The 14490-nt window shown below is 66.5% G+C and carries 12 protein-coding genes; 3 read left to right on the top strand and 9 right to left on the bottom strand.

Annotated elements, in window-relative coordinates; genetic code table 11:
- Positions 1–18: 18 nt before the first annotated feature.
- The gene (locus JQX08_RS09585) at positions 19–825 is read left to right on the top strand and encodes a hypothetical protein (RefSeq protein ID WP_205348136.1); all 807 of its coding nucleotides are present in this window, start codon (positions 19–21) and stop codon (positions 823–825) included.
- A 66-nt stretch (positions 826–891) separates the two neighbouring features.
- Here JQX08_RS09585 and JQX08_RS09580 read toward each other — a convergent pair whose 3' ends face one another.
- On the bottom strand, positions 892–1329 hold the full coding sequence (locus JQX08_RS09580) for a hypothetical protein (RefSeq protein ID WP_205348135.1): 438 nt from the start codon (positions 1327–1329) through the stop codon (positions 892–894).
- 87 nt (positions 1330–1416) lie between these two features.
- On the opposite strand from JQX08_RS09580, the gene JQX08_RS09575 reads away from it, so the two are divergent.
- Entirely contained in the window at positions 1417–1857 is a 441-nt protein-coding gene (locus tag JQX08_RS09575; RefSeq protein WP_205348134.1) for a universal stress protein, read from the top strand.
- 34 nt (positions 1858–1891) lie between these two features.
- Here JQX08_RS09575 and JQX08_RS09570 read toward each other — a convergent pair whose 3' ends face one another.
- Both JQX08_RS09570 and JQX08_RS09565 read right to left on the bottom strand, forming a co-directional pair.
- On the bottom strand, positions 1892–2578 hold the full coding sequence (locus JQX08_RS09570) for a DUF6901 family protein (RefSeq protein WP_205348133.1): 687 nt from the start codon (positions 2576–2578) through the stop codon (positions 1892–1894).
- 15 nt (positions 2579–2593) lie between these two features.
- On the bottom strand, positions 2594–4510 hold the full coding sequence (locus JQX08_RS09565) for an ATP-binding cassette domain-containing protein (protein ID WP_205348132.1): 1917 nt from the start codon (positions 4508–4510) through the stop codon (positions 2594–2596).
- Between the two features lie 193 nt (positions 4511–4703).
- Between JQX08_RS09565 and JQX08_RS09560 the strand changes: the two genes are divergently transcribed.
- A complete protein-coding gene (locus tag JQX08_RS09560) occupies positions 4704–6632 on the top strand; it encodes a transglycosylase SLT domain-containing protein (RefSeq protein WP_205348131.1) in 1929 nt (642 codons plus the stop codon).
- A gap of 46 nt (positions 6633–6678) precedes the next feature.
- On the opposite strand, the gene JQX08_RS09555 is transcribed toward JQX08_RS09560, so the two are convergent.
- The 6 genes from JQX08_RS09555 to JQX08_RS09530 all read right to left on the bottom strand — a co-directional run bounded on the left by JQX08_RS09555 (position 6679) and on the right by JQX08_RS09530 (position 14420).
- Positions 6679–7485 (bottom strand): MOSC domain-containing protein, encoded by an 807-nt coding sequence (locus JQX08_RS09555; RefSeq protein WP_205348130.1) that lies wholly within the window; start codon positions 7483–7485, stop codon positions 6679–6681.
- A 116-nt stretch (positions 7486–7601) separates the two neighbouring features.
- Entirely contained in the window at positions 7602–8528 is a 927-nt protein-coding gene (locus JQX08_RS09550; RefSeq protein WP_205348129.1) for a chemotaxis protein CheV, read from the bottom strand.
- A 102-nt stretch (positions 8529–8630) separates the two neighbouring features.
- Positions 8631–9530, bottom strand: a complete 900-nt coding sequence (gene yegS / locus JQX08_RS09545; RefSeq protein ID WP_205348128.1) for a lipid kinase YegS — start codon at positions 9528–9530, stop codon at positions 8631–8633.
- Positions 9531–9612: 82 nt separating this feature from the next.
- On the bottom strand, positions 9613–11208 hold the full coding sequence (locus tag JQX08_RS09540) for an FGGY-family carbohydrate kinase (RefSeq protein WP_239482053.1): 1596 nt from the start codon (positions 11206–11208) through the stop codon (positions 9613–9615).
- A 30-nt stretch (positions 11209–11238) separates the two neighbouring features.
- Entirely contained in the window at positions 11239–12822 is a 1584-nt protein-coding gene (locus JQX08_RS09535) for an FAD-dependent oxidoreductase (RefSeq protein WP_205348126.1), read from the bottom strand.
- Between the two features lie 2 nt (positions 12823–12824).
- Complete coding sequence (locus JQX08_RS09530) at positions 12825–14420, bottom strand: FAD-binding oxidoreductase (RefSeq protein WP_205348125.1); 1596 nt, start codon at positions 14418–14420, stop codon at positions 12825–12827.
- Between the last annotated feature and the right edge of the window lie 70 nt (positions 14421–14490).

Here is a 14490-nt window from a genome sequence, read left to right as displayed (position 1 = left end):
TATCAAGGAGTGCCACCCATGAACAGACGCCTGTCTGCCATTCTCTTGGCGAGCGTCCTTTCAACCCTGCACGTCAGTGCCTTTGCCGATTCCGCCGACAACCTCCTGAAGCTGCACCAAGTGCGCCTCGCCGCGCAGAAGACCCTTGGCGACTTCTATATGTACAACGGCATGGAAGGCGATCTGCGCTACGCCCACGCGATCGAAGCCTCACTGCAGCAAGCCGACGAATCCCTGAAGCAGATGAGCACCATGCCGGGCGAGTCGTCCCAGGCGCTCCACACGCAGCTGAATACTCAGTGGGCGGGCTACGAGTCGTCGCTCAAGACCCTGGTGGCGCAAATCAAGAACCAGGGCTTCCCCGATCTGCAGCCGATCGCCGACCTGGCTGCGCGCAACCAGACTCTGATCGACTTGAGCCAGGAGCTGTACAGCAAGATCCAACAGGAAAGCGGCGAGCAAGTCCCGCCCCTTACCCAGCAGAGCCGCGACCAGAGCGTGCTGATGCAGACCATTTCCGTGGACTACGCCTCGCGCAGCGCCTCGGTGGGCGGTTCGTTCTTCGGCGGTAACGAAGACGCGCGACCGATCGACGAACTGGTCAAGGAGTTCGCCGGCAAGCTGAACAGCATGGAAAGCGCGCCGCAGAACACTCCGCAGATCAAGCAAGGGCTGGAAAGTGTCAGCACCAAGTGGCGCTACATCGAAAAGTCCCTGCAGAACTACAATGAGAACAGCGTGCCGTTCCTGGTCAACAAGTACTCGGACAGCATCATCGACGGGCTGGAGGCGGTCGCCGCCCAATATGCCGTCGCCAAGCTGTAACACTTCGAATTGATTCCGGCCTGCCTGGCCAACTTGAGACCCGGTGATTGCACCGGGTTTTCTTTTTCAGGCCAGCGCGCGCAGCACTGCCGCGATGCGCTCCAGAGCTGCGCTGTCGCCGCGCTCGCCCCAGCACAAGGCGACCATCTGCCGGTTCGCCTCGACCTTGTAGACATCCGCCGGCAAGCCGGACAGCTGCTCGAGCAGCGCAGCGTCCGTGCACGGCTCCTGCCATTGATTGCGCCACTCGCCCGCCGCGACCTGCCAGTAGCTCCAGTCATCCGCGCGCCCCGGCCGGCGCGGCCGGACGTACTGCGCGCAGGGACTCGGCGGCTGCAGCGGCAGCCAGTGCGGCCAGTCCTGGCGCGCCAGGTGCATGGTCAGGCCCATCTTTCGGGCGGCAAGGCGGGTGTTCATCTGCTCACCCTGACGCCGCGAGGGACGCAGCCAGATCAGCGGGCTGAGCCCCGCGGCGAGCAGTAATACGATGATCCAGGCGGTCATAATTGATGTCTCTCACGTAAAACACTGCTGTCGACGGCCAAGATGGCCATACTTGGACTCAAACGAATCACCTCAGGAGGAGTTTCCATGACCTATCAGCACATTCTGGTTGCCATTGATCTGTCCGAGGAGTGCCACCCGGTGATGCTGCGCGCCCAGGCCCTGGCGCAAGCCAGTCATGCCCGACTGTCGCTGGTGCATGTGGTCGAACCGATGGCGATGGCCTTTGGCGGCGACGTGCCGATGGACCTGTCGATGCTCCAGCAACAGCAGTTTGACCAGGCACGCGAACGCTTGAACACCTTCGCCGGGCGCTACGACGAACTGACCGCCGACAACCGCCACCTGGTCTACGGCCAACCGCGCCAGGAGATTCACCGCCTCGCCTCCGAACAAGGCTGCGACCTGGTGGTGGTCGGCAGCCACGGCCGTCACGGCCTGGCCCTGCTGCTTGGCTCCACCGCCAACGACGTGCTGCATGGTGCGCCGTGCGATGTCCTCGCCGTGCGCCTGAAGAAACCGGAGTAGCCGCAAGCGGCGGGCTGCCCGCGGGTGGCCCGCCCTACTCCAGCGCGTCGCCGGCACTCATCACCAGCGGGCGGATCTTCTGCAGCTGGGTTTCCAGTGAATAGGTGATGCTCGACGACATCGAGAAAAACGTCAGGAACGCCTTGAGGTTGGAGTCGCCCTCACAGGTGTCGTGAATCCGCTGCCAGAACGCCTGGTTGACCAGCTGCAATTGCTGGAACGCACGCACCAGGCCCTTCAGATCCCAATCCGCTCGGCGCCCTTCGCGCAGGTTGAAGTACTGCCGCGACAGGTACAACGACACCGCGCGCAGCACGAACTCCTGATTGCTGGCGAACGGCAGGTGGTTCTGCGCCATCGGCTTGAGCTTGCCGAGCATCGGGCAGGCACTGGTCGCCATGATCACCCCGAGCAAAGCGCGCAGTCCCTCTTCCAGACCGGTTTCCTTGCTGTACTCGCGCTCCGGCGTACGCACCCAGAAGCGCGCCCGCTCGAAGGCCGGCAGGCCGCGGAAGTCCTCGATCACCCGATGCAGATCGACTGCCGCCGGGCAGTGACTGAACTGCTCGCGGCTCAGCGGGCAGTTGCTGCACTGCTGGTGTTCCAGGCGCGTCCAGGCCGGCGCCACAGCGATGCGCTCGCTGTCGTAGCCCCGCTCCAGCTCGATGCGGTAGTTGAACTCATAACCGCTATCGAGGCTGATGCGATACTCGATGGCCATCCCTGTCTCCTAATGTCAGTCGTCCAGCTCTGCCCAGCGTTCGAGCAGAGCATCCAGCTCTTGTTGTAGCTCCTGCAGACGCTGCAGGGCCGCGGCGGTTTCGTTGGCCGGGCGCTGATAGAAAGTCGGGCTGGCGACTTCCGCGTTCAGCGCGGCAAGTTTTTCTTCCTGCGCTTCGATCAGTCCGGGCAAAGCCTCCAGTTCGCGCTGCAGTTTGTAGCTGAGTTTCTTCTTCGCCGGGGCCGGCTCGGCGGCGGCCACCGGTGCCTTGGCCGACTCAGGGGTCGGCGCGATCATCTCGGCCTTGCCCGACTTGCTCTCGCCGACCCCCAGCAAGCGCGGCGAACCGCCCTGGCGCAGCCAATCCTGATAGCCACCGACGTACTCGCGCACCCGCCCTTCGCCCTCGAACACCAGTGTGCTGGTCACCACGTTGTCGAGGAAGGCCCGGTCGTGGCTGACCATTAATACTGTGCCCGGGAAGCTCAGCAACACCTCTTCGAGCAGTTCCAGGGTTTCCACATCGAGGTCGTTGGTCGGTTCGTCGAGTACCAGCAGGTTGGCCGGCTTGCTGAACAGCTTGGCGAGCAAGAGGCGTGCCCGCTCACCGCCGGACAGCGCCTTGACCGGCGTGCGCGCACGCTGCGGGCTGAACAGGAAGTCACCGAGGTAGCTGAGCACATGGCGGCTCTGGCCATCGATGGTGATGAAATCGCGGCCTTCGGCGACGTTGTCGATCACCGTCTTTTCCGGCTCGAGCTGGTGACGTAACTGGTCGAAATAGGCCACTTCCAGTCGCGTTCCGACTTCGATACTGCCTTCGGTGGGCTGCAGATCGCCGAGCAGCAGCTTGAGCAGCGTGGTCTTGCCGGTGCCGTTGGCGCCGAGCAGGCCTATGCGGTCGGAGCGCTGCAGCACCAGAGAGAAGTCGTCGATCAGCTTCGGTCCGCCTGGATGGGCGAAGCTGACCTGCTCGGCCACCATCACCTGCTTGCCGGACTTGTCCGCGGTTTCCAGCTGGATATTGGCCTTGCCCTGCCGCTCGCGGCGCTCGGCGCGCTCGGCACGCATCGCCTTCAGCGCACGCACACGGCCTTCGTTACGGGTCCGCCGGGCCTTGATGCCCTGACGAATCCACACCTCTTCCTGGGCCAGGCGCTTGTCGAACAGCGCGTTGGCGGTTTCTTCCGCCGCCAGTTGCTGCTCCTTGTGCACCAGGAAGCTGGCGTAGTCGCCGTTCCAGTCGATCAGCCCGCCGCGATCCAGCTCGAGGATGCGCGTGGCCAGGTTCTGCAGGAAGGAACGGTCGTGGGTGATGAACAGCACGGCGCCTTGGAAACCGAGCAGCGCCTCTTCCAGCCAGGCGATGGCGCCGATGTCGAGGTGGTTGGTCGGTTCGTCGAGCAGCAGCAGATCAGGTTCGGAGACCAGCGCCTGGGCCAGCAGCACGCGACGGCGCCAGCCACCGGACAGTTCGGCGAGGGTCTTGTCCGCCGGCAGCTGCAGGCGACTGAGGGTGCTGTCGACCAGCTGCTGCAGACGCCAGCCGTCGCGCGCCTCGAGGTCCTGCTGGACGTGCATGAGCTTGTCCAAGTCGGCGTCGGAGTGAATGTTCTGGCTCAGATGGTGGTACTCGGCGAGCAGCGCGCCGACCCCGGCCAGGCCTTCGGCGACCACGTCGAACACCGTCCGCTCGTCGGCGCGCGGCAATTCCTGCGGCAATTCGCCGATCTTCAGCCCAGGCGCACGCCAGATGTCGCCGTCGTCGGGCTGCTGATCACCCTTGACCAGCCGCAGCAGGCTGGACTTGCCGGTGCCGTTACGGCCGATGATGCAGACCCGCTCGCCACGGGCGATCTGCCAGGACACCTGATCCAGCAGGGGCATGGCGCCATAGGCCAGGGATACGTCGGTGAACTTGAGCAGGGTCATGAGGGGCCTCCGAAAACAGGGGGCGGATTCTACAGGAGTTGGGCAAGCGCCGGCGCGGCGCGCGCAGGGCATTTTTTCCTGATATTTCTGCGCCGGTGCGACGCTTCCTCCTGCTCCGGGCAACGGCTAAGCTAGGCGTCATTCGATGCCGGCACGCCGTGCATCTTCTAGTGTCTGCTATCCCGGAAGTGCTATGCGCGGTCGTCTGCTCTGCCTGTTGTCCTGCCTCGTGTTCCCCCTCGCTCATCTCAGCGCAGCTCAGGCCGCCAGCCTGCAGCAACAGCGGCTGTACTACACCGAAGCCAAGCGCGCCCTGGAAAAAGGCAATGCCGGCCCGTACCGGATGTACGCCCGCGCGCTCAGCGACTATCCACTGGAACCCTACCTGGCCTATGACGAGCTGACCGCGCGTCTGAAGTACGCCAGCAACGCCGAGATCGAGAAATTCCTCACCGAACATGGCGACCTGCCCCAGGCCAACTGGATGAAGCTGCGCTGGCTGCGCTGGCTGGCCGACCGCGGCGAGTGGCAGACCTTCGTCAATTATTACGATCCGAAGATGAACTTCACCGAGCTGGACTGCCTGTACGGCCAGTACCAGCTCACCCACGGCCAGGTCGGCGAAGGTAGCGCCACCGCCGAGAAGCTCTGGCTGGTCGGCAAGTCGCAGCCGGAATCTTGCGACGTGCTGTTCAACATGTGGGCGGCTCGCGGCCAGTTGACCGAAGAGAAGCGCTGGCAGCGCACCAAGCTCGCCGCGGAAGCGCGCAACTATGGGCTCGCCGGGCACCTGGCGAAGACCCTGCCGACCCTCTCCAGCCAGGGCCAGCTCATGGTCGACGTGGCGCAGAAGCCGCTGATGCTCACCCAGGTGAGCCGCTTCACCCCCGCCAGCCAGACCATGGCCGACGTGGTAGGCCTCGGCCTGCGCCGCCTGGCGCGCCAGGACCCGGACAAGGCCCTACAGCTGCTCGACGTGTACAGCAAGCGCCTGCCCTTCTCCACCGAGGAGAAGGTCGCCATCGCTCGGGAGATCGGCCTGACCCTGGCCAAGCGCTTCGACTCGCGCGCCCTGCCGCTGATGACCCAGTACGACCCGGGCCTGCGCGACAGCACCGTCACCGAGTGGCGCATGCGCCTGCTGCTGCGCCTCGGGCGCTGGAACGAGGCCTATCAGCTGAGCCTGAAACTGCCGCCCGAGCTGGCCAAGACTACCCGCTGGCGGTACTGGCAGGCGCGCAGCCTGCAGCTTGCGCAGCCCAACAGCCAGGAGCCGATCGCCCTGTACCGCTCGGTGGCCGCCGAGCGCGATTTCTACGGCTTCATGGCCGCCGACCAGATCAAGTCACCCTACCAGCTGAAGAACCAGCCGCTGGCACTCGACCCCAAGCTGATGCAGAAGGTGCGCAACACCGCCGGCATTCGTCGCGCCCTGGAGTTCTACGGCCGCGGCGAGATCGTCAACGCGCGGCGCGAGTGGTACCACGTCAGCCGCCTGTTCAGCCGCGACGAACTGGTCGCCCAGGCGCGCTTGGCCTACGACATGCAGTGGTACTTCCCGGCGATCCGCACCATCAGCCAGGCGCAGTACTGGGATGATCTCGATGTGCGCTTCCCGATGGCCTACCGCCCTGCCCTGCAACGCGAGGCGCGCACCCGCGGCCTGCATTCCAGCTGGGTATTCGCAATCACCCGCCAGGAAAGCGCGTTCATGGCCGACGCGCGCTCCGGCGCCGGTGCGCTGGGCCTGATGCAACTGATGCCGGCGACCGCCTCGCACACCGCGAAGAAATTCGGCATCTCCCTCGGCTCGCCGCAACAGGTGCTGGTGCCGGAGAAGAACATCCAGCTCGGCGCCGCCTACCTGAGCCAGGTGCATGGCCAGTTCAACGGCAACCGCGTGCTGGCGTCGGCCGCCTACAACGCCGGCCCGGGCCGTGTGCGCCAGTGGCTGCGTGGCTCCAACCATCTGTCCTACGACGTCTGGGTGGAAAGCATTCCGTTCGACGAAACCCGCCAGTACGTGCAGAACGTGCTGTCTTATGCGGTGATCTACGGCCAGAAGCTCAACGCGCCGCAACCGCTGGTGGAATGGCACGAGCGCTACTTCGACGACCAGTAACGAAAAAAGGCGCCCTACGGCGCCTTTTTTCATGGCCGCCGGCGTCTCACTCGAGCACTTCCACCGGCATGCCGACCTGCAGCTCGCCCTCGCCCTGATTGATCAGGTTCTGCCCGAAGAACACGTCGCCATCGCGCTCGCGATAGGTCTTCAGGGTAGTCAGCGGTTCACGGTCGGCACTCCGCTCGCCGGTGCGTGGATCGAGGGTGGTCAGGATGCAGCGGCTACAGCCCTTGACCACGCGGAACTCCAGATCGCCGATGCGGATGCGCTTCCAGCTGTCCTCGGCATAGGGCGCGCTGCCCTCGATCACCAGGTTGGGCCGGAAGCGCAGCATCTCCAGCGGCCGACCGACCCGCGTCGACAGATCATCAAGCGACGCCTGACCGATCAGCAGCAGCGGGAAGCCGTCGGCGAAACCGACCTTCTCGCCCGCCTCGGCATAGCCGGTATCGACCTGCCTGGCCCGCTCCAGCGGCACCTGCACCAGACGGAACGGCTTGCCGAGCAACTCGCTGAGCCAGGCCGCCGCTTCGTCGCCAGCATCCGGCACGCGCATGCTGTCGCTCCACACCGTCACCCCGCGCAGCTCGCTGTCAGCACCGGGCAACGCTACGTCCAGATTCGGCCGCCCCGGCGCCTGCAGCGTGAGGCCACCGCTGGCGTTCCAGTGCGCGGCGATTTGCGACATCTTGGGCAGCGCGCGCTGCGACTGGAAGCGTCCGCTGGCGGCATCCACCACCATCCAGCGGCGATCGCCGGCCAGACCGATGGCGTCGACGTGTGCCTGCTGCAGCGGCTCGGCGATGCCGGACTTGAGAGGAAAGCGGTACAGCGCGGAGAGTTTGAGCATGGCCTGCATCCTGCCGTGGCGGTCAAAAAACCGTTATACGGAAGCAGCCATGCCCAGCTCAAGCCCGAAGCGCGGAATGCGCAGCGGCGTTTGGCGAATTTCGCCCGGTGTGCGCCTCAGGCGTCGAGGGCCAGGCGCTCGCGGATCACGTCGACCAGCTTGTCGGGCTGGAACTTGGAGAGGAAGTTGTCGCAGCCGACCTTCTGCACCATGGCCTGGTTGAAGCTGCCGGACAGCGAGGTGTGCAGCACCACGTAGAGGTCGCGCAGACGCGGGTCGTTGCGGATTTCGGTGGTCAGCCGGTAGCCGTCCATTTCCGGCATTTCCGCGTCGGTGAACACCATCAGCAGCTTGTCGGTCATCTTCTCGCCGGCGTCGGCCCAGGCCTTGAGCATGTTCAGACCCTTCAGGCCGTCACTGGCGACATGCATCTTCAGCCCCAGCTGGGTCAGGGTATCGCGCAGCTGCGCCAGCGCCACACTGGAGTCGTCGACCAGCAGCACTTCGCGGCCACGGGCCTTGCCCAGCAGCGGGTCGTCCAGGCGTTCCTTGGAGATCTTCGCGTTGTACGGAACGATCTCGGCCAGCACCTTCTCCACGTCGATGATCTCGACCAACTGCTCCTCGACCTTGGTGATCGCGGTCAGGTAATGCTGGCGCCCGGCTCCGCCCGGTGGCGGCAGGATGGATTCCCAGTTGAGGTTGAGGATGCGATCGACGCCGCTGACCAGGAAGGCCTGCACCGAACGGTTGTACTCGGTGACGATGATAGTGCTGCGTTCATCGGCGACCTGCGGGCGCATGCCGATGGCGCGCGACAGGTCGATCACCGGCAGAGTCTGCCCGCGCAGGCTGACCACGCCGCAGACGAACGGGTGACGGTGCGGCATCAGGGTCAGCTTGGGCATGTGCAGGACTTCCTGCACCTTGAACACGTTGATAGCGAACAACTGGCGCCCGGCCAGGCGGAACATGAGAATTTCCAGCCGGTTCTCGCCCACCAGTTGGGTACGTTGGTCCACTGCGTCGAGAATACCGGCCATCGTTTACTCCTGGGCTGAAATGAGCTGCTGCGGGGGTTATCGGCAACCACCGACAAAGCTGAAGCGCCGCAGATAATGGCACAAAGACATCAACACACGGAATCATCCGACGCCGAGTAATGGCGAGTCCGGCGGCAGGTGCACGCGCAGCGCCGCGGGCCGCGCGCTGAAGCGCAGGTGCGAACTGCTCAGTGGCTCGCCATCCAAGTTGAGGTACAGGCCTTCCGGGGCATCCACCTCGAGCCACGGCAGGCGCGCGCGGATCGACACCGACTCCAGGCCGAGGATGCCGCCGGACAGCAGCGTGCGCAGCGTGCCGCCGACATCCTGGGCGGCCGGCACGATGCACAGGTCGAGCAGGCCGTCGTCGGCCAGCGCCTGCGGACACAGCAGATGGCCGCCACCGGCCTGGCGCCCGTTGCCGATGCCGAGGGCGAGAAACTCGCCTTCCCAGTCGAAGTCCGGCCCACTGAAGCGGCCGAACGAGGAATGCACTTCGGGGAAACGGGTCAGCCCGGTGAGCAGGTAGGCCGCGCCACCGAGCACCTTCTTCAGGTCCTCCGAGGTATTCGCGGTGACCATCGAGCCGAAGCCGCCGGTGGCCATGTTGAGGAACAGCTGGTCGCCCGCCTCGCCCAGATCGACCGGGCGCGGCGCCACGTCGAGCAGCGCTAGCGCCTCGCCGGGAATCAGCGGCACGCCGGCGGCGCGGGCGAAGTCGTTGGCGGTGCCCAGCGGCAGCAGCGCCAGGCTGGCCTCGGTGGTGCTCTGCGCGAGTGCCTCGGCCACGTCGCGCAAGGTGCCGTCGCCCCCGCCGGCGATCAGCGTCGGATAGCCGGCGGCCAGCGCCTCGTCCACCAGGCGCCTGGCGTCACCGGCCTCCCAGGTGAGGCTCACGGCCAGCTCCCAGCCAGAGTCGCGGCACGCCTGCACGGCGCTGCGCACCTCGTCGTTGAGCGCCTGCTTGCCGTGCAGAATCAACAATGCCCTGCGCTGCGCCATGCCCAATCCCCCTCGCCCGTGATTACCAGGGATAGACCACCGCGACGGGCGAATCGTTGCTGCGGATGCGCGCGCCAGTCGCCTATTGCGGATAGCCGGTGATGGCGCGAATGCTCTGGTAGAGGGGTTTCAGCTGCTTGTACATGCGCTGGTAGACCTCGCGATACAGCCGCTGATAGGTCTGCCGAGCCTGTGGATCGGGCTGGAACACACGGCCGACGCGGGTCATCGCGGCGATCGCGCTGGGGAAGTCGGCATGCAGGCCGAGGCCGACCGCGCAGGCGATGGCTGCGCCCAGCCCGGAGGTTTCGTAGGTGTGCGGCCGCTCGGCGGGCAGGCCGAAGATATCGGCGGTGAGCTGCATCGCCGCATCGCTCTGCGAACCGCCGCCCGATACGCGCAGACTGGTGACCCGGGTGCCCGAGCGCCTCTCGATGCGCTCCATACCCTGGCGCAGGGCGTAGGCCAGGCCCTCGAGAATCGCCCGATAGATGTGCGCGCGGGTGTGCACGTCGCCGAAGCCGATGATCGAGCCCTTGGCCTCCAGGCCTGGCTCGCGGATGCCCGGCGACCAGTACGGCTGCAGGGTCAGGCCCATCGAGCCGGGCGGCACGCTGTTGACCAGCTCGTCGAACAGCGCCTCCGGCTCGACGCCCAGCTCGGCGGCGCGCTGCATCTCGCGCAGGCCGAACTCCTGCTTGAACCAGCTGACCATCCAGAAGCCGCGGTAGATCATCACTTCGGTGTTGAAGTGATCGGGGATCGCCGCCGGGTAAGGCGGAATCAGCGGGATGGTTTCCAGGTAGCGCTTGCGCGTGGTGTTGATGGTCGCCGTGGTGCCGTACGACAGGCACGCGGTGCTCGGCTCCACGCCACCGGCGCCGAGCACTTCACAGGCCTTGTCGGCACCTGCGGCGATCAGCGGCAGGCCCTGCGGAATACCGGTGTGGTGGCTCGCCGCCGCGGAAATCTCGCCGAGCCTCTCGCCCGGCTTGTACAGCTCCGCCAGTTGCTCGCGGCGCACCGGCATCGCCTGCCATTTCCAGTCGCGCGGCGCGGCCCACTTCAGGCGCTTGTAGTCGAACGGCAGGTAGGCGACGCAGCTGGTCAACGAGTCGACGTAGCGATCGACCAGCCGGTGAGTCAGAAAGCCCGAGAGCATCAGCACCTTGTGGGTCTTGGCCCACACCTCGGGCTGGTGCTGGGCGATCCAGTTGACCTCGGCCTGGGCGCGAAAGTAATCGACCGTCGCCTCCTCGCCGATCGCCTTGAACAGCCAGCCCCACGGCCCCTTGATCTTGCCCTCGACCTCGGCGCGACGCTGGTCGAGCCAGAGCATCGCCGGGCGCAGCGGCTGGCCGCTGGCGTCGACGTTGATGATGGTGCCGCGCTGGGTGGTCAGCGCCACGCCCTTGATCCGACTGCGGTCGATGTCGACCTGTTGCCAGAGCAGCCGGCAGGCTTCGCCGAGGCTCTGCCAGTAGTACTCCGGGTCCTGCTCGGCCCAGCCGGGGTGCCGCGAGTAGTAGGCCTGCAACTCGACCTTGCCCTTGCCGATCAGGTTGCCGGCGAGGTCGAACAGCAGCGCTCGCACGCTCTGGGTGCCGTTGTCGATGGCCAGCAGGTAGCTTGTTTCGCTCACGTCGCGATCCTTGTTGTTATTCGTATCGCCAAACATCCATTCGATGGGTATCGCAAGCTCAACCCATCAACTGCCATCCGGCAGGCTGTAGCAGCTGCGCCACAACGCCAGATAGCGCTGCACCTCTTCTTCCCAGCGCACGTCATCCCAGCCCAGGCGGGCCTGGCAGAGTGCGCGGATGTGCGGCAGTTCGGCAGCGGCACCCTGCGCGAGGAGCAGGCCGATGCGCGTGCGGCGCAGCAGCAGATCATCCAGGTGCAGCACCAGCTCCTGTTCGGCGGCCAGCGCCAGCTCGGCCCACAGCGTGTCGCTGCCGCCGATGCAGGCATCACCCAGTTCTTCCAGCAAAGTGCGCAGGCGCACCAGCTGGCGACCATGACGACCGGCCAGGCGGCGTTGCTGCAGCAGTGGCAGGCCGGGCAGCTCGACGGCCGGCGGCGAGCGGAACACCACGCCGCCCTGATCGTCGACGCCGCACCCCAGCCACGGCGCGCAGGCGCGCAGCACTTCCAGGGCGAGCAGGCGAAAGGTGGTCAGCTTGCCGCCGGCCAGCGTTACGCAACCCGGCTCGATCCACAGCGCATGCTCACGCTTCTCGTCCGAGGGCTTGGTCCCCGCCGCGCCGTCACTGACCACCGGGCGCACGCCGGCCCAGGTCGACAGCACGTCGTCACGCTCGATATGTGCCGCGGGAAACTGCTGGGCACAGGCCGTCAGCAGGTAGTCGACCTCGGCCGCGCTGATCCGCGCGTCCTGGTCCAGCGTGTCGCGGTGATCGAGGTCGGTGGTGCCGATCACCGTGGCGCCTTCCCAGGGGAAGACGAACACTGGCCGGCCATCGGCCGCGTGCATGAAGCTGAAGGCATGCGCCAGCGGCAGGCGCCAACCCGGCAGCAGCAGGTGGCTGCCGCGCAGCGGGCGAATCTGCTCGGCTCCGCTCGCCTGGCGCAGGCGGTTGGCCCACGCACCGGTGGCCTGCGCCACCACGCGGCTGCGCAAGGTGAAGCGCTGACTGGACTCGACGTCCTCGGCGATCAGCCCGACCACCTGGCCGCTTTCGCGCAGCAACTCGACGACGCGCATGCCGTTGAGCGCCTCGCCGCCGTCGCCGCGCGCCTCATCGAGCACGCGCAGAACCAGCCGCGCATCGTCGGTCACCGCGTCGTAGAAGCGCGTGCCGCCGAGCAACTGCGCATCGTTGAGGCCCGGCGCCAGGTAGCGGAGCTGCTGCAGCGGGTAATACAGATGGTTGCGTTTGCCGGCCATCGCGTCGTACAGCGCGAGCAGCCCGCCGAACACCCGCGGGCCGGGAAAGCCGCCCTGGTAGTGAGCCATCACGAAGCTCAGTGGCTCGACCAGCCCCGGCGCCTCGCCGAGCAGACGCTGACGCTCGCGCACCGAATCGCGGGTCAGCCGCCACTGGCCCTTGGCGATGTAGCGCAGGCCGCCGTGGACCATCTTCGACGAACGGCTCGAGGTGCCCCAGGCGAAATCGCGCTGCTCCAGCAGCAGGCACTTCCAGCCGCGCCGCGCCGCCTCGCGGAGGATGCCGGCGCCGCTGATGCCACCGCCGATGACGATCAGGTCCCAATCGCGCGCGGCCAGTTCGGGCAGCGCGCACTCACGCCAGGCGGCGTTCCAGGTGCTCACGGTCAGTCCTGCAGCAGCACGCCAGGGTTGAGGCGGCCGTGCGGGTCGAAATGCCCGGCCAGCTGGCGCAACACCGCCATGCCCTGCTCACCCTTCTCCAGCGGCAGATACGCCGCGTGATCACGGCCGACGCCGTGCTGATGACTGATGGTGCCGCGGTTGCCGGCGATCACCTGGCTAGCAGCGTGCTTGAGCTGGCTCCAGCGCGCCAAGGTGCCGGCGTAGTCGGCGGCCGGGCGGAACACGTAGGTGGTGTAGATGCTCGAGCCCTCGCCGTAGACATGCGAGAGGTGGGTGAACACGTGCACGCGCTCGCCCTCTTCACGCAGGCCGTCGCGCAGGCTGGTCTCGACCTTGTTCAGCAGCGAGTCGACATTGCTCCAGTCGGTGGCGGTTTCCAGGGTGTCGACCACATAGCCGGCCTGCCACAGCGCCTCGCGCAGGTAAGGGAAACGGAAGCGTCCCTCCGCCCATTTCTTGCCCAGCAGGGTGCCGGTGAATACCCCGCCATGCCCCTTGAGCAGGCGTTTGGCCTGCTTCAGCGACGCAGCATTCTGCAGGCGGTTGCCGGTCACGCCGAAGGTCAGCATGCACTTGCCCTCACCGGCGCCACGCAGCGCCAGGTACTTCTCGAGCAGGGCGATCTGCCCCGGGTGCCCGGCCAATGCCAGTTGCGTGCGGGTTTCGATGGCGTTCGACAGGCGCGCCATGGACAGCGGCACGCGCGCCTGGGCCAGCTCGCGAATGGCCTGCAGCGCCTGCGCCCACGACGGCAGGAACACCGCGTAGAAGCGCTCGTCCTCGGCCAGCTGGCTGATCCGCACCTTGACCTCGGAAATCACCCCGAAGCGCCCTTCCGAGCCGAGCACTAGCTCGCGCAGGTCGGGGCCGGCGGCGGACGCCGGGAAGGTCGGCAGGGACAGCGTGCCGCTGAAGGTTTCCAGCTTGCCGCCGGCGAACAATTGCTCGATGCGCCCGTAGCGCAGCGACTGCTGACCACTGGAGCGACTGGCCACCCAGCCGCCGATGGTCGACAGCTCCCACGACTGCGGGAAGTGGCCGAGGGTATAGCCGTGCGCACGCAGCTGGCTTTCCACCTGCGGGCCGTTGGCGCCGGGGCCGAAAGTGGCCAGGCGGCTCTCTTCGTCGAGATCGAGCAGGCGATTCATGCGCTCCAGCGACAGGGTCAGCACCGCTTGGGCGCCGGCCTGCGGATTGATGTGGCCGGCCACCGAGGTGCCGCCGCCGTAGGGAATGACGATGACTTCCTGATCCACCGCCCAGGCCAGCAGCTCGCGAATCTGCGCGGCAGTTTCCGGAAAAGCCACGCCATCGGGGAACACCGCGAAGTTGCCTTCGCGCATTGCCAGCCAGTCCGGCAGGCTCTGGCCACGGGCGTGGCGCACGCGGGTCTCGGCGTCGGTACTGATCAGCGCATGGGCCGGCAGGCGCGAGGCCGGCACCTGCGCCAGCACGCTCGCCAGACTGGCATCCGCGAGGCGCCGGCCTTCACCGATCAGCTCCTGCAGAAATGCCGCGCCGTGCGCCGGCAATTCCATGCTCGTCGCCTCATCGCCCCAACCGTTCCAACGCCGCATGCCATTCTCCTGTGCATTTTTAGCTGCTTATACTAGCCAGCCGCCGACGCTGGTCACTGTCGGATCAGGA

This window comes from Zestomonas insulae (assembly GCF_016901015.1).
In the GTDB taxonomy this organism is placed as follows: domain Bacteria; phylum Pseudomonadota; class Gammaproteobacteria; order Pseudomonadales; family Pseudomonadaceae; genus Aquipseudomonas; species Aquipseudomonas insulae.
The sequence above is the reverse complement of the archived record's forward strand: the minus strand, read 5'-3'. Positions and strand labels throughout refer to the sequence as shown.

Bases quoted from the DNA above. Each gene is read 5' to 3' on its own strand.
- JQX08_RS09550 (WP_205348129.1), bottom strand. From the start codon at position 8,528: ATGGCCGGTATTCTCGACGCAGTGGACCAACGTACCCAACTGGTGGGC.
- JQX08_RS09555 (WP_205348130.1), bottom strand. From the start codon at position 7,485: ATGCTCAAACTCTCCGCGCTGTACCGCTTTCCTCTCAAGTCCGGCATC.
- JQX08_RS09530 (WP_205348125.1), bottom strand. From the start codon at position 14,420: ATGCGGCGTTGGAACGGTTGGGGCGATGAGGCGACGAGCATGGAATTG.
- JQX08_RS09565 (WP_205348132.1), bottom strand. From the start codon at position 4,510: ATGACCCTGCTCAAGTTCACCGACGTATCCCTGGCCTATGGCGCCATG.
- JQX08_RS09570 (WP_205348133.1), bottom strand. From the start codon at position 2,578: ATGGCCATCGAGTATCGCATCAGCCTCGATAGCGGTTATGAGTTCAAC.
- JQX08_RS09585 (WP_205348136.1), top strand. From the start codon at position 19: ATGAACAGACGCCTGTCTGCCATTCTCTTGGCGAGCGTCCTTTCAACC.
- JQX08_RS09580 (WP_205348135.1), bottom strand. From the start codon at position 1,329: ATGACCGCCTGGATCATCGTATTACTGCTCGCCGCGGGGCTCAGCCCG.
- JQX08_RS09560 (WP_205348131.1), top strand. From the start codon at position 4,704: ATGCGCGGTCGTCTGCTCTGCCTGTTGTCCTGCCTCGTGTTCCCCCTC.
- JQX08_RS09575 (WP_205348134.1), top strand. From the start codon at position 1,417: ATGACCTATCAGCACATTCTGGTTGCCATTGATCTGTCCGAGGAGTGC.
- yegS (WP_205348128.1), bottom strand. From the start codon at position 9,530: ATGGCGCAGCGCAGGGCATTGTTGATTCTGCACGGCAAGCAGGCGCTC.
- JQX08_RS09540 (WP_239482053.1), bottom strand. From the start codon at position 11,208: ATGTTTGGCGATACGAATAACAACAAGGATCGCGACGTGAGCGAAACA.